Source organism: Pseudomonas sp. ICBG1301 (genome assembly GCF_016918385.1).
Classification (GTDB): domain Bacteria; phylum Pseudomonadota; class Gammaproteobacteria; order Pseudomonadales; family Pseudomonadaceae; genus Aquipseudomonas; species Aquipseudomonas palleroniana.
In genome coordinates this window covers 20,527-45,752 of the sequence record NZ_JAEKGB010000010.1, presented here as the reverse complement: position 1 = coordinate 45,752, position 25,226 = coordinate 20,527, and the positions used below count along the sequence as shown (strand labels likewise).

Here is a 25,226-nt window from a genome sequence, read left to right as displayed (position 1 = left end):
TTCTCCTATTTAGTTGATTGGATGTTGGCGCAGGAAATCGGCGGCCACGGCGGATGGGCTCTCATGGTCGACGTCGACCCGCGCATTCAGTTGGCGCATGGTTTCATCGTCGAACAGGGCGGCCAGCGGCTTGAGGTCAGCTGCCAATTGCGGATGGGCGTCGAGATAAACCTGACGAACCACCGGGGCTGCGGTGTAGTCCGGGAAGTAGTGCTTGTCGTCTTCCAGCAGCTTCAATTTGAAGGCGTTCAGGCGACCGTCGGTGGTGTAGACCAACCCGGCGAACACCTGGCCATTGCGCAACGCGGTGTAGACCAGGCCCGCGTCCATCTGCCGAGTGTTTTTGCGCGTCAGGTTCATGTCATACAGCTTGACCATGCCGGCCAGGCCGTCGGAGCGGTTGGCGAACTCGGTGTCCAGGGCCACCAGACGGTTTTCCTTGGCGTCTTGTGCCAAGGCTTGGGTCAGGTCGCTGATGCTGTTGATTTGAGGGTGTTCCTCGGCAACCTTCTCCGGCAGGGCCAGGGCGTAGGTATTGCTGAAACGCGACGGTGCCAGCCAGGCCAGGCCTTTTTTCGCGTCGAGTTCTTTAACCCGTGCGTAGGATTGTTCGCTGTCGAGTTTCTCGTCGATGTGGTTGTAGGCCACCAGCGACACGCCGGTGTATTCCCAGATCAGGTCCAGTTGCCCGCTTTCCTGGGCGCTGCGTGCCAGGTTGCTGCCCAGGCCGCCAGTCACGCGAGTGTCATAGCCTTTGGTGCGCAGGTATTGGGAGGTGATTTCGGCAAGCAGGGTCTGTTCGGTGAACACCCGGGCGCCGATGCGAATGACGGGTTTTTCCGCCGCCTGTGCGAAACCTGCACAGAGCAGGACGCAACTCAGTATCAAGGTCAGTGTTTTCATGTCGGTTCCTTAAGACGCGCGCAGCCCGCGTTCCAGCCAGAGGCGGCTGGTCAGGGTCACCAGGCCGTCAAGCAGCAACGCCAGCAGCGCGGTGCATGCGGCGCCGAGCAGCAGTTGCGGCTGATTGTTCAGGGCGATGCCGGGGAAGATCAGGCTGCCCAGGCTGTTGGCGCCGATCAGGAACGCCAGCGGTGCGGTGCCGACGTTGATCGCCAGGGCCACGCGCACGCCACCGATGATGATCGGCACGGCATTGGGCAATTCCACGCGAAACAGCACCTGGCGTGGCGTCATGCCGATGCCGGTGGCGGCTTCTTTCAGGGAGCCTTGGACGTTTTTAAGGCCTTCGTAGGTGTTGCGCACGATGGGCAGGAGGGAGGCCAGGAACAACGCGAAGATGGCCGGGCCGCTGCCGATGCCGAGGACGCCGAGGGCGATGGCCAGTACGGCCAGGGGAGGGACGGTGTTGCCGATGTTGAATATCTGCATGAAGCGTTCTGCGCGCCCGACCATGTTCGGTCGGCTGAGCAGGATACCGGCGGGGATGCCCACAACGAGGGCGGCCAGCATGGAGACAAGAACGAGGATCAGGTGAGCTTGCAGGTAAAACAACAAATCGTCGCGGTACAGTTCGATCGTGTTGATGCCGATCCAGTGGACCAGCAGGGCCAGGAGCGCGACGACAACCACGCCTCCTATCAGCCCTTTGCCATAGCGAATAGCCACAGGCGGACTCCTTTTTTCTTCTGTCGGCGAACACATTCCGTGGCGGCAATGCCATTGCTGGCTGTCTTCGAATGCGTTCGCGAAAAGCAGCTCGCCGATACCGTCAACGCGGTATGCGATCGAGCCATGAGCGCAGCCTCGTCAGGCTAACTTGCTGATTTTTCAGCCCCTGTTACGAGTGCGATAACAGGGGAATGGACGTCTCTACCTTTTTAAAGGTTCCATACTTGGCAGTATTTAGCCACCCCTCATCGGGTGAACGGTGGTCCGGGCCACGGGGTTTGCGCTATACTCGCCGCCCTTTTTTGACTCACCTGCCAGGCGATTTCCCATGACCCACCAGGCCGCCGAAGTCGCGAAACGCCGCACTTTCGCCATTATTTCCCACCCCGATGCCGGTAAAACCACCATCACCGAGAAGCTCCTGCTGATGGGCAAGGCAATCGCGGTGGCCGGCACGGTGAAATCCCGCAAATCCGACCGCCATGCCACCTCCGACTGGATGGAAATGGAAAAACAACGGGGTATTTCCATTACCACGTCGGTCATGCAGTTCCCGTATCGCGACCACATGGTCAACCTGCTCGATACCCCCGGCCACGAAGACTTCTCCGAAGATACCTACCGCACCCTGACGGCGGTGGACTCGGCGCTGATGGTCCTCGACGGCGGTAAAGGTGTCGAGCCACGGACCATCGCCCTGATGGATGTCTGCCGGCTGCGTGACACGCCCATCGTCAGCTTCATCAACAAGCTCGACCGTGATATCCGCGACCCCATCGAACTGCTCGATGAAATCGAAGCCGTCCTGAAGATCAAGGCCGCGCCGATCACCTGGCCGATCGGTTGCTACCGCGACTTCAAGGGCGTGTACCACCTGGCCGACGACTACATCATTGTCTACACCGCCGGCCACGGTCACGAACGTACCGAAACCAAGATCATCGAGAAGCTGGATTCGGACGAAGCCCGCGCTCATCTGGGCGACGAGTACGACCGTTTCGTCGACCAGCTGGAACTGGTGCAGGGCGCCTGCCACGAATTCAACCAGCAGGAATTCCTCGACGGCCAGCTGACGCCGGTATTCTTCGGCACCGCCCTGGGCAACTTCGGCGTCGACCACGTGCTCGACGCCGTGGTGGACTGGGCCCCGCGCCCGCTGCCGCGTGTGGCCAACGAGCGCACCGTGGAGCCGGTTGAAGAGAAGTTCTCGGGCTTCGTGTTCAAGATCCAGGCGAACATGGACCCCAAGCACCGTGACCGCATCGCCTTCATGCGTATCTGCTCCGGCAAATACGAAAAAGGCATGAAGATGCGCCATGTGCGCACCGGCAAGGACGTACGCATCGGCGACGCCCTGACGTTCTTCTCCTCCGAGCGTGAACAGCTCGAAGAAGCCTACGCCGGCGACATCATTGGCCTGCACAACCACGGCACCATCCAGATCGGCGACACCTTCACCGAAGGCGAAGCGCTGGGCTTCACCGGTATCCCGCACTTCGCCCCGGAGCTGTTCCGCCGCGTACGCCTGCGCGATCCGCTGAAATCCAAGCAGTTGCGCCAAGGTTTGCAGCAATTGGCGGAAGAAGGCGCGACCCAGGTGTTCTTCCCCGAGCGCAGCAACGACATCATTCTCGGCGCTGTCGGTGTGCTGCAGTTCGATGTGGTGGCCAGCCGCTTGAAAGAGGAATACAAGGTCGAATGCTCCTACGAGCCTATCACCGTGTACTCCGCGCGCTGGATCGATTGCAGCGATAAGAAGAAGTTGGAAGAGTTCTCCAACAAGGCCGTGGAAAACCTGGCGATGGACGGCGGCGGTCACCTGACCTACCTGGCCCCGACCCGGGTCAACCTGGCGCTGATGGAAGAGCGCTGGCCGGACGTGAAATTCCGTGCGACCCGCGAACACCATTAAGGTCTGAGCGGTAGATAAAGGGCGAAGCTGTGATGGCTTCGCCCTTTTTCATGGCCGCTGCAAAAGCCGATGTGGATGGCGGCTTGATCTCCACTCGGCGGTCGAATTGGCGAGAAGCCCACATCCGGTCTAGCGTTTCAACTATTTCATTCTCTCACCGACGGATCAGGAGACGCCCGTGCGTATAACTCAACGTGCCATTCAACTGGTGCTGCTGGGCGCCTTGGGGCTGTGCGCCACCTGGGCCCTGGCGGATGCAGGCACCCCCCAGTGGAAGGACACCGGGGCGGTGAGCAAGAAAAAGCAGAAGGAGGTCAACTCCGGTGGTTGGCAGCCCCAGGCCCAACCCGCGCCTAAGGAAGATGCGGAAAACCCTTACAACGAAGGCGAGGACAGTGGAACCTACGATGACGGCGATACCTGAGGCACAAGTGGCTTGAACCCTGTAGCGCAACTAGCTTGATCCACAGCGCCGGCCGAACGCTGGCGCACATGATTCACTGACTGGACGGAAATCGACCATGACTATCTTTCAACGTTTAGTGCTGATGCTAAAAGTGCTGGTGATGTTGTCCCTGGGCATTTCGTCTGCATGGGCCAATACGGCTGTGCAGAGCCAGGTCCCGGGGTTTGTGGCGGCCAATACCGTGCAAACCGGCGGTTTGCAGCTGGCCAAGAGTGAATCTGAACCCGGTGATGAAGACCAGGGCGGCTCCAAGGATGACGACGACCAGCAAGCCCCGCCCGATGACAGCGACGACAGCGACGGTGACAGCGATACCTGAGTCGACCTGAAAAAAAGCCCCACCTGCCAGACTGATGCGCAATCTGACGGGCGGGGCGGTAGAACGCCTGCAATGCCCTGGGCCAAATCGCCCAGGGCATTTTTATACGTGGTCAGGCGACGAACTGCTCCGCGTAGTGGCACGCCACCTGGCGGTTATCCAAGGCGCGCAACTGCGGTTCCTCGCTGCTGCAACGTGCGGTCGCATACGGGCAGCGCTTGTGGAAGGCGCAGCCAGGCGGCGGGTTCAGCGGGTTGGGCAGCTCGCCGACGATCTTGATCTTCGGCTTGTTCGGGTCCGGGTGGATGGTCGGGGTGGCCGACAGCAGCGCCTGGGTGTAGGGGTGCAGTGGGCGCGCGTAGATGTCGGCCTTGGGGCCCACTTCCACCGGGCGGCCGAGGTACATCACCATCACGTCGTCGGCGACGTGCTGCACCACCGCCAGGTTGTGGGAGATGAACACGTACGCGGTGTTGAACTCCTGCTGCAGGTCCATGAACAGGTTGAGCACCTGCGCCTGGATCGACACGTCCAGTGCGGAAGTCGGTTCATCCGCCACCAGCACTTTGGGTTGCAGCATCATTGCCCGGGCCAGGGCGATACGCTGGCGCTGGCCACCGGAGAACATGTGCGGGTAGCGTTGATAATGCTCAGGGCGCAGGCCCACTTGCTTCATCATCGCCTGCACTTTCTCACGGCGCTCGGCGGCCGACAGGTTGGTATTGATCAGCAACGGCTCGGCCAGTTGATCACCGACTTTCTGGCGTGGGTTCAATGAGGCGTACGGGCTCTGGAAGACCATCTGCACGTCTTTGCGCAGTTGCTTGCGCTGGGCCTTGTCGGCGCCCGCCACTTCCTGGCCGGCGATTTTCAGCGAGCCTGAAGACGGCTCTTCAATCAGTGTCAGCGCACGCGCCAGGGTGGATTTGCCGCAACCCGACTCGCCTACCACGGCGAGGGTCTTGCCGGCTTCCAGCTCGAAGGACACGCCATTGAGGGCGCGCACTGTAGCGTGGCCCTTGAACAGGCCGCGGGACACTTCGTAGTGACGGGTCAGGTCGCGGGCAGTAAGAACGACGGCCATTACGCCACCTCCTGGTTCAGCGGGTAGAAGCAGCGGGCGAGGCTGTGGCTTTTCGGGTCAAGGCCTGGGCGCTGGGCACGGCAGGAGTCCTGCACGTACGGGCAGCGCGGCGACAGCAGGCAACCCTGCGGGCGGTCGTAGCGGCCGGGCACGATACCCGGCAGCGTGGCCAGGCGCGTGGCGCCCAGGCTGTGCTCGGGGATCGCCTTGAGCAGCGCTTCGCTGTAGGGATGCGCCGGAATATCGAACAACTGCGGCACCTGGCCGACTTCGACCGCTTGGCCGGCGTACATCACGCACACGCGCTGGGCGGTTTCAGCCACCACCGCCAAGTCGTGGGTGATCAGCACCAGGCCCATGTTCTGCTCTTTTTGCAGGGCCAGCAGCAGGTCCATGATCTGCGCCTGGATAGTCACATCCAGTGCCGTGGTCGGTTCGTCGGCGATCAGCAGCTTGGGTTCGCCGGCGATCGCCATGGCGATTGCCACACGCTGGCTCATGCCGCCGGACAGTTGGTGCGGGTAGGCATCCATGCGGCTGGCCGCGCCTGGAATTTCCACTTTTTGCAGCAACTCGATAGCCCGTTTGCGCGCTTGCTTGCCGGACATCTTCAGGTGCAGGCGCAACACTTCTTCAATCTGGAAACCCACGGTGTAGCTGGGGTTCAGCGCGGTCATCGGGTCCTGGAATACCATGGCCAGGTCCTTGCCGACGATCTGGCGACGCTGACGGTTGCTCAGCTTGAGCATGTCCTTGCCGTCAAAGGTCAGCGCGTCGGCGGTCACGATGCCCGGGTGCTCGATCAGCCCCATCAGCGCCATCATGGTCACGGATTTACCCGAGCCCGACTCGCCAACGATCGCCAGTACTTCGCCTTTGTCGACCTTGAGGTCGAGGCCATCGACCACCGGTACGGCGGTCTTGTCGCCGAAGCGGACGTTGAGATTCTTGATTTCTAACAGTGACATGGGAATCTCCTCAGGCGGCGTTCTTGAGTTTCGGGTCCAGCGCATCGCGCAGGCCGTCGCCCATCAAGTTGATTGCCAGCACGCTGAGCAAAATGGTCAAACCCGGCAGGCTCACGACCCACCAGGCACGTTCGATGTAGTCGCGCGCCGAGGCCAGCATGGTGCCCCACTCCGGAGTTGGCGGTTGTACGCCAAGGCCGAGGAAGCCCAGGGCTGCGGCATCGAGGATCGCGGAGGAGAAACTCAGCGTGGCCTGTACGATCAGCGGCGCCATGCAGTTAGGCAGCACCGTGATGAACATCAGGCGTGGCAGGCCGGCACCGGCCAGGCGGGCGGCGGTCACGTAGTCGCGGTTCAGTTCGCCCATCACCGCTGCGCGGGTCAGACGCACGTAGGACGGCAGCGACACGATGGCGATAGCGATCACGGTGTTGATCAGGCCTGGGCCGAGGATCGCGACAATGGCAACGGCCAGCAGCAGCGATGGCAGGGCCAGCATGATGTCCATCAGACGCATGATGGTCGGGCCGAGCACGCGCGGGAAGAACCCGGCGAACAGACCCAGCAGGATGCCCGGGATCAGCGACATCACCACCGACGACAAGCCGATCAGCAGCGACAGGCGCGAGCCCTGGATCAGGCGCGAGAGCAAGTCACGGCCCAGTTCGTCGGTGCCGAGCAGGAACTGCATCTGGCCGCCTTCCAGCCAGGCCGGCGGGGTCAGCAGGAAGTCGCGGTATTGCTCGCTCGGGTTATGCGGCGCCACCCACGGCGCGAAGATCGCGCAGAACACGATCAGCAACATGAACAGCAGGCCGGCAACCGCGCCTTTGTTCTTGGAGAAGGCTTGCCAGAATTCTTTGTACGGCGATGGGTACAGCAGGCTTTGATCGACTGCTGACACTTGAGTAGGTGTGGTCATGGTCATGATCTCAGCGCTGGTGACGGATGCGTGGGTTGGCGAAGCCGTAGAGGATATCCACCACGAAGTTCACCAGGATCACCAGACAGGCGATCAACAGGATGCCGTTTTGCACCACCGGGTAGTCCCGTGCGCCAATGGCTTCGATCAGCCATTTGCCGATGCCGGGCCACGAGAAGATGGTTTCGGTCAATACCGCACCGGCCAGCAGCGTGCCCACTTGCAGGCCGACCACGGTCAATACCGGGATCAGCGCGTTGCGCAGGCCGTGTACGAAGACCACGCGCGTTGGCGACAGGCCCTTGGCCTTGGCGGTGCGGATATAGTCCTCGCGCAAGACTTCGAGCATGGAGGAGCGGGTCATCCGCGCGATGACCGCCAGCGGGATGGTGCCGAGCACGATGGCCGGCAGGATCAGGTGGTGCAGCGCGTCGAAGAAGGCGTCCGGCTCGTCAGCCAGCAGGGTGTCGATCAGCATGAAGCCGGTGCGCGGCTCGATGTCGTAGAGCAGGTCGATACGCCCGGAAACCGGGGTCCAGCCCAGGCTGACCGAAAAGAACATGATCAGGATCAGGCCCCACCAGAAGATCGGCATCGAATATCCCGCCAGGGAGATGCCCATCACCCCATGGTCGAACAGGGAGCCTCGCTTCAAGGCCGCGATCACCCCGGCCAACAGGCCCAGGACACCGGCGAACAGCAGGGCGGCCATGGACAGTTCCAGGGTCGCCGGGAAAAGGGAGGTGAACTCGGTCCACACGCTGGTGCGGGTGCGCAGCGATTCGCCGAGGTCGCCATGGGCAAGCTTGCCCACATAGTCAAAATATTGCGCATACAACGGTTTGTTAAGACCGAGGCGTTCCATTGCCTGTGCATGCATCTCGGGGTCGACGCGCCGCTCGCCCATCATCACTTCGACGGGGTCGCCAGGGATCATGCGAATCAACGCAAATGTCAGCAACGTGATGCCGAAAAACGTGGGGATCAATAACCCCAATCGGCGGGCAATAAAACTAAACATCTTGGTGTGTACCTCAATCAGCCGGTTAGGCAGGTCCGGCGCCGTCGATGTCGACGGCACCGAGCGTTTTTCTTATTACTTCACCTGGGTAGTGGCGAAGTTATTGGTCGTCAGAGGGCTTTGGGTATAACCCTCGACGTTCTTGCGCATGGCGGTGAACATTTTCGGATAGGCCATGGGGATCCAGGGTTGGTCTTTCTCGAAAACGTCCATTGCTTGTTCATAGAGTGCCGCGCGCTGGGTCGGTTCAGCATTGGCACGGGCCTTGTCGATCAAGTCCTGGAACTCTTTGTTGCACCAACGCGCGTAGTTTTCGCCGTTTTTGGCGGCGTCGCAACTCAGGTTCGGGGTGAGGAAGTTATCCGGGTCCCCGTTATCCCCCGCCCAGCCGGCCGACACCATGTCGTGTTCGCCGGCTTTGGCGCGCTTGAGCATTTCGCCCCATTCCATGACCTTGATATTGACCTTCAGGCCGATCTGGGCCAGATCCGCTTGCATGCGCTGGGCGCCGAGCAGCGGGTTAGGGTTGGTCGGGCCGCCGCCGTTACGGGTGAACAGGGTGAACTCGGTACCCTCCGGCACGCCGGCTTCCTTGAGCAGGGCGCGGGCCTTGTCGAGGTCGCGTGGTGGGTTCTTCAACTTATCGTTGAAACCCAGCAAGGTCGGCGGATACGGGCCGGTGGCGTCGACGGCATTGCCTTTGCCGTACAGCGATTCGTTGTAGCCTTTCTTGTCGAACGCGATGTTGATCGCGTGGCGCACCCGCGCATCGCTCATGTACTTGTGCGTGGTGTTCATGGCGGTGTACGCGGTGGTCATCGCCGCCAATTCATCGACTTTCAGGTTCGGGTCTTTCTTGATGCTCGGGATATCGTCGGGCTTGGGATACAGCGCGACCTGGCATTCGTTGGCCTTGAGTTTCTGCAGGCGCACGTTGTTATCGGTGGTGATTGCCAGAATCAGCGGATCAGCCGGCGGCTTGCCACGGAAGTACTCTGGGTTGGCCTTGAAGCGCACCTGGGCGTCCTTGGCATAGCGCGTGAAGATGAACGGCCCGGTGCCGATCGGCTTGGCGTTCAGGTCATCGGTCTTGCCGGACTTGAGCAACTGGTCGGCATATTCGGCGGAGTGAATCGAGGAGAACGCCATGGCCAGGTCGGCCAGGAACGGTGCCTCAGGGCGGGTCAGGGTAAAGATGACGGTATGATCATCGGTCTTCTCTACGCTCTTGAGCAGTTCCTTGAAACCCATGCTTTCGAAGTACGGGTAGCCCACAGCGGACTTGTTGTGCCAAGGATGATTCGGGTCCAGCTGGCGCTGGAAACTCCAAAGTACGTCGTCGGCGTTCATATTGCGCGTGGGTTTGAAATAGTCGGTGGTGTGGAACTTGACGTCGTCACGCAGGTGAAAGGTGTAGGTCAGGCCGTCGGCGCTGATTTGCGGCAGGTCTTTGGCCAATGCCGGTACGACTTCGGTGGTGCCGGGCTTGAAGTCCACCAGGCGGTTGAACATGGTTTCCGCGGCGGCGTCAGCGGTGACGGCCGTGGTGTACAGAACCGGGTCAAAACCTTCCGGGCTGGCTTCGGTGCAGACCACCAGCGGTTTGGCCGAAACGCCGATCGCCACGCTCAGCAGCGCGGCGGCCATGGCGGCTTGTAACGGGAGCATTTTCATTCAGAACCCTCTGCAATCGATGGAGCCAGACAAGCGTAGACGGCAGGCTCGTCCTGAGCCCGCCGTGTACCTGGCGCTAATTAAAGAATGTTGAACGGGATGGTGGTGACCAGGCGGAATTCACGGATGTTGCCGTCAGCCTGATTGGCGGTGGCACGGTGAGTCACGTAGGTTCCACGGACAGTAGTGGCCTTGAGTGCGCCGCTCTGGATCGCGTAGGACGCGCCCACGCCGTATTCCTGGTGCTTTTCGCCGTCCTGGGACTGAATGCCGTTATAAGCAAAGCCGGTACGGCCGCCGTCGCCGGTGTAGTGAGTACCGTCGATACCCCAGCCGCGAGCCGAGTAGACGTTGAACTTCAAGCCTGGCACGCCGTATTCAGCCATGTTGATGGCGTAAGCGATCTGGAACGATTTCTCCCGCGGGCCGTTGAAGTCGGAAGTCAGGGAGTTGGCCAGGTAGATGCCGTTGGTTTCGTGCAGGTAGTCGAAGTATTCGTCACCCAGCACTTGCTGGTAGGCGAAGGTCAGGCTGTGAGCCTGGTGGGTCAGGCCGAACGACAGCGAGTAGGTGTCGTTGTCGATCTTGCCCATCAACTTTTTGCCTTGATCGACGGTCTTGTAGTAGTTCAGGCCGGTGGTCAGGGCCAGGGTGTCGCTATCACCCAGTTCGTGGGTAGCGCCGAAGTAGTACTGGTTCCAGAAGTCTTTGACCTGGGCGCCGAACAGGCTGGTTTTCAGGCTTTGGAATGGCTGGTAGTTGACGCCTGCGGTGTAGACCTTATCGGCTTCTGCGCCATTGCCGTATTCGGTACGGAATTTCGACAGACTTTGTTCGGTACGTGGCGAGACGCGGTCAAACACGCCGCCCTGGAATGACAGATTGCTGAATTCTTTGCTGTCGATGCTCACGCCTTCAAAGCTCGAAGGCAGCGCACGGTTGCCGATGGTGTCGACGATGCCGCTGCTGAAGTTCTGACGACCGGCGGTCAGGGTGGTGTTCGACACACGGAACTTGACGTTGGCCAGGCCCAGTTTGCTCCACTGATCGACAGCCTCACCGTTGTGGTCTGCCAGGGTACGGTTGGAACCACCCTTGATGTCGCGCTTGCTGCGGTCCAGGACCAAGGCGTTGTAGAGCGCCACTTCCGTGCTCACGCCAACGGTGCCCTGGGTGAAACCCGAGGTGGCGTTGAGGATGGTGCCCTGTACCCAGTTGGTACGGTAGGCGTCAGTACGGGCTTCACCATGTTTTTGATAGGTGAATTTTCCGCCACGGAATTTCTGTTCGTTGGAAAACCAGTTCCGGGTAGTACCGCCCAGGCTTGCTCCATCGATAAAGCCCTTGGCCTCGCTTTGGGCGCTGGTGCCGGCCAATGTGGTTGGAACGAAGTCCTGGCTCTGGGTTTCAGCGACGGCGGTTGCCGTGATGCTGCTGATGGCCAGGGCCAGAAGCGCTTTGCTGCTCAATTTCATGGGTGGAGCTCCTTTGGTTCTCTTTTTATGCCGGTCTTTTTAGGTGAACCGGCTATTGGTGTGTAACTCGTTCAAGCTTTTGCAAACGTTTGGCGTAGGAAAAATCCCAACAAAAGGCTGCGCGTTTGCAGCAGAGCCGTTCCCGCTCTGCGCAATCCGGTTATTTATTTTTATGGGTTGAGACTGACGCCCGAGAACACGTTGCGGCCGAAAGGGCTTACCTTGAAGCCTTCGACTTTGGCGCTTAACGGCTGGTTGACCGTCGAGTGGGCGACTGGCGTGATCGGCACCTGCGCTTTAAGCAGTTGCTGCGCCTGTTTGTACAGAACAGTCCTTTGTTCACGGTCGGTGACGACCTTGGCTTGCTTGATCAGCTTGTCGTACGCCGGGTCACACCACATGGAGTAGTTGTTCCCGCCGATGGCGTCGCAGCTGTAGAGGGTGCCCAGCCAGTTGTCCGGGTCACCGTTGTCGCCGGTCCAACCGATCAGGCTGATATCGTGCTCACCGTTCTTGGTGCGCTTGATGTACTCGCCCCACTCGTAGCTGACGATCTTGACCTTGAGGCCGATCTTGGCCCAGTCGCTTTGCAGCATCTCGGCCATCAGCTTGGCATTGGGGTTATACGGCCGTTGTACCGGCATGGCCCACAGGGTGATCTCGGTGCCTTCCTTCACGCCGGCAGCCTTGAGCAATTCCTTGGCTTTTTCCGGGTTGTAGACGGCGTCCTTGATCGTGTCGTCGTAGGACCACTGAGTCGGCGGCATCGCGTTGACGGCCAGTTGCCCGGCGCCTTGGTACACAGCATTCAGGATGCTTTGCTTGTTCACCGCCATGTCCAGCGCCTGGCGCACTTCGAGCTGGTCGAAAGGTTTGTGGCGCACGTTGTAGGCGATGTAGCCGAGGTTGAAGCCGGGCTTGGTCAGCAGTTGCAGGTTCGGGTCAGCCTTGAGCGCGTCGACATCGGCCGGGCGCGGGTGCAGGGTCACCTGGCATTCGCCGGCCTTGAGTTTTTGCACGCGTACAGAGGCGTCGGTGTTGATGGCGAAGATCAGTTGGTCGAGCTTGACCCGGCTCGGGTCCCAATACTGTTTGTTCGCCACATAACGGATCTGTGAATCCTTCTGGTAGCGCTGGAACACAAACGGGCCGGTACCGATGGGCTTCTGATTGATATCGCTGGGCTTGCCTTCCTTGAGCAACTGCTCGGCGTATTCGGCCGAAAGGATCGCGGCAAAGCTCATGGCGATGTTCTGCACGAATGCGGCGTCGACCGTGTTCAGGGTCATTACCACGGTATGCGGGTCGGTTTTCTCGACCTTGGCAATGTTCTTGTTCAGGCTCATCCCGTTGAAGTACGGAAACTCGGTGGGGTAGGCCTTGCGAAACGGATGGTCGGGGTCAAGCATGCGGTTGAAGGTGAACAGCACGTCGTCGGCGTTGAAGTCGCGCGTCGGCTTGAACTCCTTGTTGCTGTGGAACTTCACCCCTTCGCGCAGGTGAAAGGTGTAGGTCAGGCCGTCTGGCGAAATATCCCACTTGGTTGCCAGCCCAGGCACCACATTGGTCGCACCCTTTTCGAACTCAACCAGGCGGTTGTACAACGGCTCGGCCGCATCGTTGTCGGTGGCGGTGGTGTATTGCGCGGTGTCAAACCCTGCCGGGCTGCCTTCAGAGCAGAACACCAGGCTCTTCTTGTCGGCGGCTTGGCCCATTGTGGCCACAGCCAGCAGGCTGGTGCCAAAAATTGCGGATAGAACGGTGGTATGGCGCATGACGATCCCGATCCTTGTTTGTAGTTATCAACCAGCGAGCCATTTCCCGGGACTAAGGGAAACCTCACTGATCCCACACGCAGCAAGTACCTTTCTCAGAATGAAGCTGCTGCTGTCCTACGACGTTATGGGTCGCGGATCTTGCAGTAAATGCGTCAAATCTGACTGACCTTGTAGGTAACGGAGCCACGGTTCGCAGTTCATTGCTGTAGGACGGCAATGAGTTCGCTGTGGCCTGTTTCCTAGTGTCTCGGTGGATGCAATAACGGCGACGCCCTGAAGCGTCGCCGTCACAGATCCTTACTTGTCGCTTACGCTGACGCCGTAGAAGGAGTTCAAGCCAAACGGGCTGATCTTGAAGTCCTGCACGGTGTTGCGCATGGGTTGATACACCGTCGAGTGCGCGATAGGTGTCATCGGGACTGCATCTTTGAGGATATGTTGCGCCTGCTTGTACAGCTCGGTGCGTTTGGCGACGTCCGATGTGGCCTTGGCTTCTTTCACGATGCCGTCGAACTTTTTGTCGCACCATTTGGAGAAGTTGTTACCGGACAGCGAGTCGCAGCCGAACAGTACGTTCAGCCAGTTGTCCGGGTCACCATTGTCGCCGCTCCAGCCAATGATCATGGCCTGGTTCTCGCCGCCTTTGGAGCGCTTGATGTACTCGCCCCATTCGTAGCTGGTGATCTTGACCTTAAGGCCTATCTTGGACCAGTCGTTCTGCAGCATTTCAGCCATCAGCTTGGCGTTCGGGTTGTACGGACGCTGGACCGGCATGGCCCACAGCACGATCTCGGTGCCTTCCTTGACGCCGGCTTCCTTGAGCAGCGCCTTGGCTTTCTCAGGGTCGTACTTGGCGTCCTTGATGGTGGTGTCGTAGGACCACTGGGTCGGCGGCATGGCGTTGACGGCCAGTTGACCGGCGCCCTGGTATACCGAGTCAATGATCTGCTGCTTGTTCACCGACATGTCCAACGCCTCACGCACGCGCAGGTCGGCCAGTGGGTTGGGCTGGTCGCTGCCCTTGACCTTGTCCATGACGTTGTAGGCGACATAGCCCAGGTTGAAACCGGCCTGGTGCGGCAGTTTCAGATCCTTGTCTTCGCCCAGCGCCTTGAGGTCGGCCGGACGCGGGAACAGGGTGACCTGGCACTCGTTCTTCTTGAGTTTCTGGATACGCACCGACGGGTCGGTGGTAATGGCGAAGATCAGGTTGTCGATCTTCACGTCTTCCGGTTTCCAGTAGTCCTTGTTGCCGGTGTAGCGGATGTTGGAGTCTTTCTGGTAGCTCTTGAACACGAACGGGCCAGTGCCGATCGGCTTCTGGTTGATGTCGGAGGCCTTGCCTTCCTTCAACAGCTGCGCGGCGTATTCGGCGGACTGGATCGACGCGTAGCTCATTGCCAGGTTCTGGATGAAGGCGGCGTCCACGGTGCCAAGGGTGAACTTGACGGTGTGGTCATCGACTTTCTCGATGTTCTTGATGTTGGTGTCCATCCCCATGTCCGTGAAGTACGGGAACTCGGTGGGGTAGACTTTGCGGAACGGATCGTCCTTGTTGATCATGCGGTTGAACGTGAAGAGCACGTCATCGGCATTGAAGGTACGAGTAGGTTTGAAGTACGAGGTGGTATGGAACTTCACGCCGTCGCGCAGGTGGAAGGTGTACGTCAGGCCATCCGGGGACACGTCCCAACTGGTGGCCAACCCAGGAATCACAGCGGTGCCGCCGCGCTCGAACTGGGTCAGGCGGTTGAACATGGTTTCGGCCGAGGCATCGAAGTCTGTTCCGGTGGTGTACTGGCCCGGGTCAAAACCAGCGGGGCTGCCTTCGGAGCAGAACACCAGGTTAGTCGCCGCTTGGGTGAACGGGGCTGCGGCCATAAGGCCAGCGCTCACGATTAACGGAATGACTGCGTGTTTAAGCATGTTGGCCTCATGATTTGTTGTCATTTTTGGTGGTGAGGGCGACCTCGTGAGTCGGCCTGCGGATACTTATGCAGGGGCCATACCCAATGCAAGATGCAGAACCGTTGCGAGACTGAAAGTGTGGTACGAACGTACAGGAATGTCGCAAATCTGAAAGTTTCTACATAATTGCGTACATTCAGAGGGTTTTTTCGGTGCAGGGTGCGCACCAAAAATGCCCAACCAAGGCGTCTGGCGCACTTGGTTGGGGCGCAGCTGTTACTTGTCCAGGCTGACACCATAGAAAGGCGTGAGGCCAAAGGGGCTGATCTTGAAGTCCCGCACCTCCTTGCGCAGCGGTTGGAAAACCGTCGAGTTTGCAATAGGCGTTATAGGTACTTGTTCCTTAAGAATTTTTTGAGCCTGTTGATACCACTTTATACGCTGCTCACGGTCGTTGCTGACCTTGGCCTGCTGCACGAGTTTGTCGTAGGCAGGGTTACACCATTTGGCGTAGTTACTGCCCTTGACGGCGGCACAACTGTAGAGCACTCCAAGCCAGTTATCCGGGTCGCCGTTGTCGCCGGTCCAGCCATAAATCATCGCGTCGTGTTCGCCGTTTTTGGCGCGCTTGATGTATTCGCCCCACTCATAGCTGACGATATTGGCTTTGATGCCGATTTTTTCCCAATCCTGCTGGATCATTTGGGCGGACATCCGCGCGTTCGGGTTGGAGGCGCGCTGGACGGTCATTGCCCACAGATTGATGGTGGTACCCGGTGCAACCCCTGCTTCTTTTAGTAGCGCCCGAGCCTTGGTCGGATCGTAGGGAGCGTCCTTGATGGTCGGGTCATAAGACCACTGCGCTGGAGGCAGGGCGTTCTGCGCCAATTGTCCGGCGCTCTGGTACACCGCCTTGATGATGGCCGGCTTGTCGATAGCCATATCCAGGGCCTGGCGCACTTTGAGTTGGTCCAATGGCGGGTGGGTCACGTTGTAAGCCAGGAACCCCAGGTTGAAACCGGCTTGTTGCAGCACGCGCAGGTTGGGGTCCTGCTTCATGACTTCGATATCGGAGGGGCGCGGGTAACCGCTGACCTGGCATTCGCCGGCCTTGAGTTTCTGCAGGCGTGCGGCGGCGTCCGGGGTGATGGCAAATATCAGGTTGTCGAGCTTCACATCCCCGGGCTTCCAATACTGCTTATTGGCCGCGTAGCGGATCTGCGAGTCTTTCTGATAGCGCTTGAATACAAACGGGCCAGTGCCCACCGGCTTCTGGTTGATGTCGGAGGCGGTGCCTTCCTTTAATAGCTGGGCGGCGTACTCGGCCGATTGCACCGAGGCGAAACTCATGGCCAGGTTCTGCACGAGCGCTGCATCGACGTTGTTCAGGTTGAAACGCACGGTGTGTTCGTCGAGTTTTTCGACGCTCTTGATCGTGGTGTTCAAGCCCATATCGGTGAAGTAGGGCGATTCGGACGGATACGCCTTGCGGAATGGGCTTTCGGCATCCAGCAGGCGATTGAAGGTGAACAACACATCGTCCGCATTGAAGTCGCGGGTGGGCGTGAAGAAATCGGTGGTGTGGAACTTGACGCCTCCGCGCAGGTGGAAGGTATACGTCAGGCCATCCTTGGACACCTCCCAGCTCGTCGCCAGGCCGGGTTCCACTTCGGTGCCGCCGCGCTTGAATTGCGTGAGGCGGTTGAACACGGTTTCGGCAGAGGCATCGAAATCGGTACCGCTGGTGTATTGGCTGGGGTCGAAACCGGCGGGGCTGGCTTCGGAGCAGTAAACCAGGGTGCTCGCCGCCTGGGCGATGGGCATAAAGGCCAGCAGGCCTGCGGCGAGGAGGAGCGGTTTGAAGGCGATTCTTTGCATAAAGACCCCTGAAATGGCAGGCATATATAAGCTGCCCAAACGAAAACGGCGCAACCGAGGTTACCGCCGTTGACGTTTGTCAGATAGGGGCTGTTTAGGTGATCACTTCAGTACAAGCGTGAACTCAATGTTGGATGGCGCTTTTTTGTCGATAACGTAGACGTTGGCGGCATCTTGGGTCTCATTGCTTTCGGTGATCGTGAGGGTACGTTTTGTGATGATTTCAACCTCCGGAATTTTATAGCGTTCAGTTTCCGGTTGGCTGATAGTGCTCTTGCCCACGAAATTGACCTTGGCTTGGCGGGTCACGGCGTCATATTCGATGATGATCTCGGTGTCTTTCCCACCCAGGTAAAAGCCGCTGTGCAGACCGGTGGCCTCGTCGTTCAAGTACTTTGTAGACGGCGCCAGTGAGCCTTGGTGAGCCACTTCGGAAATGCGCGCCCGCAACTTCGGGTTGGGAATCAGCGCTTCAAATTGGCGAAGTTTTTCCGCGGTATTTTCCAGGCCGTCCTGCGCTGTGCTCGTAAGCACCGTGCGGGTTTCAGCCAGGCCGTTCTTGACCACCACGGAGTAATTGAACCGCGCAAGGTCTTTGGTGAACTGTTCTGAATACTCGCTTGAACTGAAATCCGACGGGCCGGCAGCCTCGCTCGCATAGATTTGAAAATTATCCTCCGCCAAGTCCCAGGAAATACCGATCTTGGATTTTATGACGCCATTGTCTTCAACGTTACGAATGGAGTATTCGTAAGCCATGTTGTCATCCATTTTCAGGTATTCATCGATCTGCTCGGCGCCTTCAAGCTTCCGGCCTTCCAGATCAACAAACGCGTCAGAGACTTTCGACAGGGGCTTGGCCTCTTTTCCCGGTGGTGCAGAGGGTTTGTTCCACGGCCACTTGCCGCCTGGGCCAAGACCACGAGCCCATTCGCCGTCCGCCGTGGCATGCACGGTCATTACCGGCTTGCCCGTCTCGCGGTTGATGATCTGCACATAATCATGACTCAGCTTGAAGTCGCCTCTGACCTCATACACCCGGCCGACGCCCGTTGTGTCGGTATACCGGATAAACCAGTGGTCCAAGCCTGAAACCTGATCTTTTACCTGGTAGATACCCTTGGCATTGCGCGTGGCGTTTTCGATGAGCTGCTCACCGTTCGCGACCGCGTGTTCGCTGATGTTACCGGCTTGGCTGGGTTGCAGACGGTTGACCGGAACTCGCGGTTGCAGGCTTTCAACCACAGGGGCTTCGCCCGGGGCGGGAACGATCGGTTGATCTTCCGGCGGCAGGAACGGGTCCTCCACAGAACCGCTGGCCCCGACCGAAAACAACACATTCAGCAAGCCATCGAAGGCTTTGGACGCGCCGTCGTTACGCTCGGCCTCAGTGTCGCCGGAGAGGGCTTTTTCCGTTCCCAGCACGCCTTCGGCCAGGCCTGTGACGGCGGCAAGGGCGGCCACCGGTGCGGCGATGGGGGCGAGCCTGGCCAGTAAGCTGGCAGCCACCGTAATGTCGTTGAGCCAGGTATCGCGATTGACCTCACTGTTGGATTTGATCATCACATCAGCGTCGCCCGTCATGCGTTCTTTAGCGGCGGTGGTGAGTGTGGAAAACACATCCCCTTCAATCGGTGAATGACCATCGTTGATGGCCGGGCCCTTCAACGTGCCGTTCGCCATTTTCTCGAAGATTGTGTCCAGGCCTTCTTTCTTGTCGCCCACATGGGAGAACCAGAGTATGGGCATCAGCGTTGTAGCCGCCTTCTCGGCGAAACCTGCCGCATGGTCCTGGCGATAGATCAGCGGAAAGTGAGCGACCAAGGCCTCGCGTTTTTTGGGATCCCTGGTTTGCTCGGTCACCCATTGGTTCAGCTTTTCCAGGGAGTCGAATCTGAGGAAGGCGGGCTGCGCCCCTGGTATGTAGAGGACTTGTCGACCGCCGTCAGCGCTGAAGCGCAGGATATCGCTGGACATGAACCCGTGAATGTTCAGCGCATGTGCCTGAACGCGTCCGTTGGCGGTAGCCTTCGCCTTGAGCTGTTCAACGCTGAGCGGTGCGTTTTCATCACTCGGCAGGTTGGGTACGGCCCCCATTACCAGGCGGTAATCCTCCCGGGTGAAACGGTGTTCGGGCGCCTGCAGCGCGCGTTCAGCCGGTGGCCAGGCTTGCGCAGCCTTCAACTGTTTGCGGGCCTGGTAGACGAACTCGCCTCTGATTGCCGTCTCGTAGTTCCCGGTGTGGGCGCTCCAGAAGTTGTCGATCTTTTGCGTCATCCCTGCCTGGAAGTCGGTCTTCCAACTGGCGTGCATGAGTGCGCAGGGAGCCAGGGGAAACTGGTTGTGCGCGCCATATCCACCCTTCGCACTTTGCCCCGGGCCCGCCAGGTACAAGCCGGCCTCCTGATCCAGGCTGCCTGGCACGCCATCGTGTTCGGAGAAGTTTTCAAGCAGCGCATCCGGCAGGCGCAACGATGAGTAAGGTTCTTCGCCTGGGTGCTCCCAGCCTGTGGCGGTGGCCGTCTCGGCGCTCAATGGGGTGTTTGCTGTCTTGAAGCGGTTCAGGTAGATCGTATCGGCATCCACCTGTTTGCCCGTCAATTGGAAGATCAGCGTTTCGGCCCACAGCTTGGCTTGCGCCCGTGTATTGGGCAGGTTGTTGGCGACATCCACGGCCAAACGCTTGAAAGCCAAAGCCTGGGGAGCGCTCGCGTAGTACTGCGCGGCATGCTGTTTATGCACGCCCAGCGCCTGCGCCGAGCGGCTGGCAGCCGGGCGCAGCGGGTCGTTGGGGGCGATCGGGTCGAAGGCTTTGTTGTGCTCGAGTCGCCTGATCTGTGCCCTGGCCTCGGTAACGTTTTTCGGCAGGTATTCGCCGTAGAAGTCGGCCACCAGCTTGACTTTCACTTGCAGGGTTTCACCGTCAAAGGTCGGTTGCAGGCTGCTGCCAGGGACGGGGGATACAACCTTCGCGGCCGCCAGCAGCGGGCCTGAAACCTGGCCCCAGCCACTGTTATCGCGGGGCAGAAAGGTTTTCCTGACGCCCTCGACTTCGGCGGACAGGGCTCCGGTTGCGGGGTTGATCGACACGCTCGCGGTGTCGATGTTCTGTTCGCGCATCCAGCCGCTTACGACAGGGTGTTCCAATTGATTGCGATAGTGTTTCAGCCATTGCCCCAGGGCGCTCTGAGGCGAAACGGTGACCAACCCGACTTTTTGCTTGAGGACCTTGCGTTGAACGGCGGCGAGGTAGGCCGCAAGCACTGCTGTTTCATCGGGGTGCACCGACGCTGGGGCTTGCGCTACTACAGGCTGAGCCGAGGCCTGCGCAGTGGGGGGCCTGGAAATTGGGGGGATAAGAGCAAGGTGGGGCGTGTTCAGGGAGACTGGCATGGGGTTCGATTCTCGTCAGTGAAATACAAGCCGGCAATGCGCTCCCTGCGAGCCTTGGCGGTATCTGTGTCGCGAGAACCGATGGTTTGATTCCATCGGGTGTACAGCTGGATATGACGAAACGGGTGTATCCCCTTGCCCAAAAAAAACGGCGCGAGCCTGAGGCCGCGCCGTTCTTGCTGTCGGAAAACGTTGGTTATTGAAGCACTTCGATGACCCCGTCCGCGCTCATGGTGACCTGGCTGGTGCCGGCTTCGACTTCCGGTGTCGGTGCCGAATCCATCATCGCTGCTTTCATCATAATCCCGCCATTGCGGGCGTAGGGTTGCGGGTAACCGTTGGTATTGAAGTTCAGGTTGACGATTTTGTAGCCCTTGCCACCCAGTGCATCGGTGGCCAGTTGCGCACGGGCCTTGAAGGCAGCCACGGCGTCTTTGAGCAGGGCATCTTCGCTGGCCTTGCGCGTGGCATCGGCGATGGCGAAGTCCATGTTTTCCATTTTCAATGTGTTGAGCAGTTCGCCGGTGAGCTTGGACAGCGCCGGGAAGTCCGCGCTTTCCAGGCGCAGTTCGGCGCGCTCGCGCCAGCCGGTGATCTTCTGGTTCTTGCTGTCGTAGATCGGGTAGCTGTTGCGGCTGCCCTGGCGCAGGGTCACGCCCTTGACTTCGCGGGCCTGGCCCAGGGCGGTGTTCAGGGTAGTGGTGATTTCGGCAGCGAGTTTGGCGGGGTCGCTGTTTTGCGATTCGGTGTAGAGGGTGACGATCATCTTGTCGCGGGCAACCTCCTGGCTGGCCTCGGCGCGCAGGGAAATCTGGTTGTAGTTCAGCCCTTCGGCGGCCACGGCCGGAAGGCTGGCCAGGGTGGCGACACCGAGGGTGATAACAGCTGCACTGCGAGTCAAACGTGACATGTAAATTCCTTGAGAGAGTCGTGTTGGGATACTCGTGTTCGGTATGACTGTAGACGGCGGCGTAGGGTTCTTCGGGTTTACACATTCGCTACAAGTTGGGGAATGGCGACGAACGGTCATTTGCCCGGCCTGCGTCAAAGAGCCACAGATGCCGTGCCGGGCGGTCCGCTTCGTTTATACTCCTGCCGATCCGCCTGCTGCGCTCATCGGGAGAGCTCATGCTCGCCGCCGTAAAACTGACTTCCGCCACCCGCCAGAACCTCTGGCGCCTGACGTTCATTCGTACCTTGGTGCTGGCCGCCCAGGCCGGCTCGGTCGGGCTTGCCTACTGGTTCGACCTGCTGCCGTTGCCGTGGCTGCAATTGGCCGTGACCCTCGGTTTCTCCACGGTGCTGTGTGCGTTCACCGCGATCCGGTTGCGCACCACGTGGCCTGTGACTGAGCTTGAATACGCCCTGCAACTGGCCTGTGACCTGTTTATCCACAGTGTGTTGCTGTATTTCTCCGGCGGGTCCACCAACCCGTTCGTGTCGTATTACCTGGTGCCGCTGACCATTGCCGCCGTGACGTTGCCGTGGCGTTACTCGGTGGTGCTGTCGGGCATTGCGCTGACGCTCTACACCTTGCTGCTGGCACAGTTCTATCCGTTGCAAACCTTCCCCATCGCCCGGGAAAACCTGCAGATCTACGGCATGTGGCTGAGCTTTGCATTGTCCGCCGCGGTCATCACCTTCTTTGCGGCACGCATGGCCGAGGAGCTGCGCCGCCAGGAAGAACTGCGCGCCATTCGTCGTGAAGAGGGGCTGCGTGACCAGCAATTGCTGGCGGTCGCCACTCAGGCGGCCGGTGCGGCTCATGAGCTGGGCACGCCGCTGGCGACGATGAGCGTGCTGCTCAACGAGATGACCCAGGATCACCACGACCCCGCACTGCAAGAAGATCTCGGTGTGCTGCGCGAACAGGTCAAACAGTGCAAGCTGACCTTGCAACAACTGGTGCGCGCTGCCGAAGCCAATCGTCGCATGGCGGTGCAAATGCAGGATGTGACCCAGTGGCTCGACGAGGCCCTGAACCGCTGGCACTTGATGCGCCCCGAAGCCAGTTACCGTTTTCATCTGCTGGGGCAGGGCAGCGTACCGCGCCTGGCGCCACCGCCGGACCTGACCCAGGCGCTGCTCAATCTGTTGAACAATGCGGCCGACGCCTGCCCCGAGGGCTTGGGCGTACAGTTGGATTGGGATGCGGAAAACGTGACCATCAGCATTCGTGACCACGGTGCGGGCGTGCCGCTGGCCATTGCCGAGCAGATCGGCAAACCCTTCTTTACCACCAAGGGCAAAGGTTTCGGCCTGGGCCTGTTTTTGAGCAAGGCCAGCGTGACCCGCGCGGGCGGCTCAGTGAAGCTCTATAGTCATGAGGAAGGTGGCACGCTTACCGAGCTGCGCCTGCCGCGTGTCGCACGAGGAGATATCGATGAGTGACGAGATCCAAGTCGAAGGCGAAGAACTGCCACACCTGTTGCTGGTAGATGACGACGCTACCTTTACCCGCGTCATGGCGCGGGCCATGAGCCGTCGCGGTTTTCGCGTGAGCACCGCCGGTTCCGCCGAGGAGGGCCTGACCATTGCCCAGGCCGACCTGCCGGACTACGCCGCGCTCGACCTGAAAATGGACGGCGATTCCGGCCTGGTGCTGCTGCCCAAGCTGTTGGAACTCGACCCGGAAATGCGCGTGGTGATCCTCACCGGTTATTCCAGCATCGCCACCGCCGTCGAGGCGATCAAGCGCGGCGCCTGCAACTACCTGTGCAAACCGGCGGACGCCGACGACGTGCTGGCGGCCTTGCTCTCCGAGCACGCCGACCTCGACACCCTGGTGCCGGAAAACCCAATGTCGGTGGACCGTTTGCAGTGGGAGCACATCCAACGTGTGCTGACTGAGCACGAAGGCAATATTTCCGCCACTGCCCGCGCCCTGGGCATGCATCGCCGGACCCTGCAGCGCAAATTGCAGAAACGCCCGGTACGGCGCTGAACAAAGTCTGAACAATCTTCTTCAGGCTGCACGGAGCCCTGAACCGATCGTCTAAGATCGGTTCAAACGCCTGTCATTTTTTCCTACCGAGCCTGAACAATGAACCAGAACGCTGAGTATTGCGCGGTCAACGACGCGGTGCGTGGGCATTTTTTTCGCCGAACCTGGGCGATGATCACGCCCTATTGGCGCAGTGAAGAGAAGGGCAAGGCCTGGCTGTTGCTGGCTGCAGTTATCGGCCTGTCGCTGTTCAGCGTGGCCATCTCCGTGTGGATCAACCACTGGTACAAGGATTTCTATAACGCTCTGGAGAAGAAGGACACGGCAGCCTTCTGGCAATTGATCGGCTATTTCGGCGGCATCGCCGCCGTGGCGATTCTTGGCGCGGTGTATCGGCTGTACCTGACTCAGATGCTGACGATCCGCTGGCGTGCCTGGCTGACCGAAAAACACTTCGCACGATGGCTCGCCGACAAGAACTACTACCAACTGGAGCAGGGCGGTTACACCGATAACCCGGACCAGCGGATTTCCGAAGACCTCAACAATTTCACCTCCAGCACCTTGAGCCTGGGCCTGGGCCTGCTGCGCAACGTGGTCAGCCTGGTGTCGTTCTCGATCATCCTGTGGGGCGTGTCGGGTAGTATCGAAGTGTTCGGCGTCACCATCCCCGGCTACATGTTCTGGTGTGCGCTGCTGTACGCCGCCGTCGGCAGCTGGTTGACGCATCTGATCGGCCGTCGCCTGATCGGCTTGAGCAACCAACAACAACGCTTCGAAGCGGACCTGCGTTTCTCCATGGTGCGCGTGCGTGAGAATGCCGAGAGCATCGCTTTGTACAACGGCGAGCCGAATGAAAACCAACGCTTGAGCGCGCGCTTCGGCAAAGTCTGGCATAACTTCTGGGACATCATGAAAGTGTCCAAGCGCCTGACCTTCTTCACCGCCGGTTACAGCCAGATCGCAATCATCTTCCCGTTCATTGTTGCCGCGCCGCGCTACTTCGCCGGCAAGATCGAGCTGGGCGAGCTGATGCAAATCAACTCGGCGTTCGGCAATGTGCAAGAGAACTTCAGTTGGTTTATCAGCGCGTATTCGGAACTGGCGTCGTGGCGCGCCACCAGCGACCGTCTGCTGAGCTTCCACCAGGCGATGAGTGATAACGAGCAACGTACGCCCGCCATCGATGTACGCCCCGAAGGCGAACGCTTGGTGGTGAAAAACCTGGGCATGGACCTGGCCGATGGCCGTCACCTGCTCACTGATGCGGATATGACCGTGGAGCCCGGCCAGCGCGTCATGCTCAGCGGGCGTTCCGGCAGCGGCAAAAGTACGCTGTTGCGGGCCATGGGCCACCTGTGGCCGGCCGGCCACGGCAGCATTCTCCTGCCGGCCGCGCGTTACTTGTTCTTGCCGCAAAAGCCTTATTTGCCGATTGGCACGCTCAAGGCCGTACTGAGTTACCCACAGGACGACAGCGTCTACCCACCAGAACGTTATGCACAGGTGCTGCAAACCTGCCGCTTGCCGCATCTGGTCGACCGCCTTGATGAAGCCAACCACTGGCAGCGCATGCTTTCACCAGGCGAGCAGCAACGCCTGGCCTTTGCCCGCGCCTTGTTGTTCGCACCGCAATGGCTGTACATGGACGAGGCGACCTCGGCCATGGATGAAGAGGATGAAGCGACACTTTATCAAGCGCTGATCGATGAACTGCCGGGCCTGAGCATCGTCAGCGTCGGTCATCGCAGCAGCCTCAAGCGATTCCATGGGCGGCATGTGCGGATCGAGGGTGGGCAACTGCGGGAACAACAACCGGCTTAAGGTCGTACTCGGTCAGTGTGGGAGGGGG

The 25,226-nt window shown here is 59.8% G+C and carries 19 protein-coding genes; 6 read left to right on the top strand and 13 right to left on the bottom strand.

Annotation, left to right across the window (positions count from 1 at the left end; all coding sequences use genetic code 11):
• Nucleotides 1-9: 9 nt before the first annotated feature.
• Together JBE38_RS22195 and JBE38_RS22190 are read right to left on the bottom strand one after the other, a co-directional pair.
• On the bottom strand, nucleotides 10-903 hold the full coding sequence (locus JBE38_RS22195; protein ID WP_090366809.1) for a glycine betaine ABC transporter substrate-binding protein: 894 nt from the start codon (nucleotides 901-903) through the stop codon (nucleotides 10-12).
• A gap of 9 nt (nucleotides 904-912) precedes the next feature.
• A complete protein-coding gene (locus JBE38_RS22190; RefSeq protein WP_240202574.1) occupies nucleotides 913-1,665 on the bottom strand; it encodes an ABC transporter permease in 753 nt (250 codons plus the stop codon).
• A 295-nt stretch (nucleotides 1,666-1,960) separates the two neighbouring features.
• Between JBE38_RS22190 and JBE38_RS22185 the strand changes: the two genes are divergently transcribed.
• The 3 genes from JBE38_RS22185 (at nucleotide 1,961) to JBE38_RS22175 (ending at nucleotide 4,329) form a co-directional block, all read left to right on the top strand.
• Nucleotides 1,961-3,544 (top strand): peptide chain release factor 3, encoded by a 1,584-nt coding sequence (locus JBE38_RS22185; protein WP_060754891.1) that lies wholly within the window; start codon nucleotides 1,961-1,963, stop codon nucleotides 3,542-3,544.
• A gap of 178 nt (nucleotides 3,545-3,722) precedes the next feature.
• Nucleotides 3,723-3,968, top strand: a complete 246-nt coding sequence (locus tag JBE38_RS22180; RefSeq protein ID WP_060754892.1) for a hypothetical protein — start codon at nucleotides 3,723-3,725, stop codon at nucleotides 3,966-3,968.
• Between the two features lie 97 nt (nucleotides 3,969-4,065).
• The gene (locus tag JBE38_RS22175) at nucleotides 4,066-4,329 is read left to right on the top strand and encodes a hypothetical protein (RefSeq protein ID WP_060754893.1); all 264 of its coding nucleotides are present in this window, start codon (nucleotides 4,066-4,068) and stop codon (nucleotides 4,327-4,329) included.
• 112 nt (nucleotides 4,330-4,441) lie between these two features.
• On the opposite strand, the gene JBE38_RS22170 is transcribed toward JBE38_RS22175, so the two are convergent.
• The 11 genes from JBE38_RS22170 to JBE38_RS22120 form a co-directional block, all read right to left on the bottom strand.
• Nucleotides 4,442-5,413 carry a peptide ABC transporter ATP-binding protein gene (locus JBE38_RS22170; RefSeq protein ID WP_090366801.1) on the bottom strand — a complete coding sequence of 324 codons (972 nt, stop codon included), beginning with the start codon at nucleotides 5,411-5,413 and terminating at the stop codon, nucleotides 4,442-4,444.
• Nucleotides 5,413-6,381, bottom strand: coding sequence for an ABC transporter ATP-binding protein (locus JBE38_RS22165; RefSeq protein WP_060754895.1), 969 nt, complete (start codon nucleotides 6,379-6,381; stop codon nucleotides 5,413-5,415). The genes JBE38_RS22170 and JBE38_RS22165 overlap by 1 nt, the downstream gene beginning before the upstream one ends.
• A gap of 10 nt (nucleotides 6,382-6,391) precedes the next feature.
• A complete protein-coding gene (locus JBE38_RS22160) occupies nucleotides 6,392-7,303 on the bottom strand; it encodes an ABC transporter permease subunit (protein ID WP_060754896.1) in 912 nt (303 codons plus the stop codon).
• A 10-nt stretch (nucleotides 7,304-7,313) separates the two neighbouring features.
• A complete protein-coding gene (locus JBE38_RS22155) occupies nucleotides 7,314-8,324 on the bottom strand; it encodes an ABC transporter permease subunit (RefSeq protein ID WP_104995505.1) in 1,011 nt (336 codons plus the stop codon).
• A gap of 75 nt (nucleotides 8,325-8,399) precedes the next feature.
• Nucleotides 8,400-9,998, bottom strand: a complete 1,599-nt coding sequence (locus JBE38_RS22150; RefSeq protein WP_205345134.1) for an ABC transporter substrate-binding protein — start codon at nucleotides 9,996-9,998, stop codon at nucleotides 8,400-8,402.
• An 80-nt stretch (nucleotides 9,999-10,078) separates the two neighbouring features.
• A complete protein-coding gene (locus JBE38_RS22145; RefSeq protein ID WP_205345133.1) occupies nucleotides 10,079-11,473 on the bottom strand; it encodes an OprD family porin in 1,395 nt (464 codons plus the stop codon).
• A gap of 170 nt (nucleotides 11,474-11,643) precedes the next feature.
• Nucleotides 11,644-13,188, bottom strand: a complete 1,545-nt coding sequence (locus JBE38_RS22140) for an ABC transporter substrate-binding protein (protein ID WP_446731252.1) — start codon at nucleotides 13,186-13,188, stop codon at nucleotides 11,644-11,646.
• Between the two features lie 360 nt (nucleotides 13,189-13,548).
• Nucleotides 13,549-15,177 carry an ABC transporter substrate-binding protein gene (locus JBE38_RS22135; protein ID WP_205345131.1) on the bottom strand — a complete coding sequence of 543 codons (1,629 nt, stop codon included), beginning with the start codon at nucleotides 15,175-15,177 and terminating at the stop codon, nucleotides 13,549-13,551.
• Between the two features lie 258 nt (nucleotides 15,178-15,435).
• A complete protein-coding gene (locus tag JBE38_RS22130; protein ID WP_205345130.1) occupies nucleotides 15,436-17,037 on the bottom strand; it encodes an ABC transporter substrate-binding protein in 1,602 nt (533 codons plus the stop codon).
• Between the two features lie 102 nt (nucleotides 17,038-17,139).
• Nucleotides 17,140-20,301 (bottom strand): dermonecrotic toxin domain-containing protein, encoded by a 3,162-nt coding sequence (locus JBE38_RS22125; protein WP_342592926.1) that lies wholly within the window; start codon nucleotides 20,299-20,301, stop codon nucleotides 17,140-17,142.
• 325 nt (nucleotides 20,302-20,626) lie between these two features.
• Nucleotides 20,627-21,340: an SIMPL domain-containing protein gene (locus JBE38_RS22120; RefSeq protein WP_205345128.1), complete on the bottom strand. Its 714-nt coding sequence runs from the start codon at nucleotides 21,338-21,340 to the stop codon at nucleotides 20,627-20,629.
• Nucleotides 21,341-21,558: 218 nt separating this feature from the next.
• On the opposite strand from JBE38_RS22120, the gene JBE38_RS22115 reads away from it, so the two are divergent.
• From JBE38_RS22115 to JBE38_RS22105, 3 genes are all read left to right on the top strand, one after another.
• On the top strand, nucleotides 21,559-22,821 hold the full coding sequence (locus JBE38_RS22115; RefSeq protein WP_090366785.1) for an ATP-binding protein: 1,263 nt from the start codon (nucleotides 21,559-21,561) through the stop codon (nucleotides 22,819-22,821).
• Nucleotides 22,814-23,374 carry a response regulator transcription factor gene (locus JBE38_RS22110; RefSeq protein WP_003171731.1) on the top strand — a complete coding sequence of 187 codons (561 nt, stop codon included), beginning with the start codon at nucleotides 22,814-22,816 and terminating at the stop codon, nucleotides 23,372-23,374. The genes JBE38_RS22115 and JBE38_RS22110 overlap by 8 nt, the downstream gene beginning before the upstream one ends.
• 99 nt (nucleotides 23,375-23,473) lie before the next feature.
• On the top strand, nucleotides 23,474-25,198 hold the full coding sequence (locus JBE38_RS22105) for an ABC transporter ATP-binding protein/permease (protein ID WP_090366783.1): 1,725 nt from the start codon (nucleotides 23,474-23,476) through the stop codon (nucleotides 25,196-25,198).
• Nucleotides 25,199-25,226 lie beyond the last annotated feature (28 nt).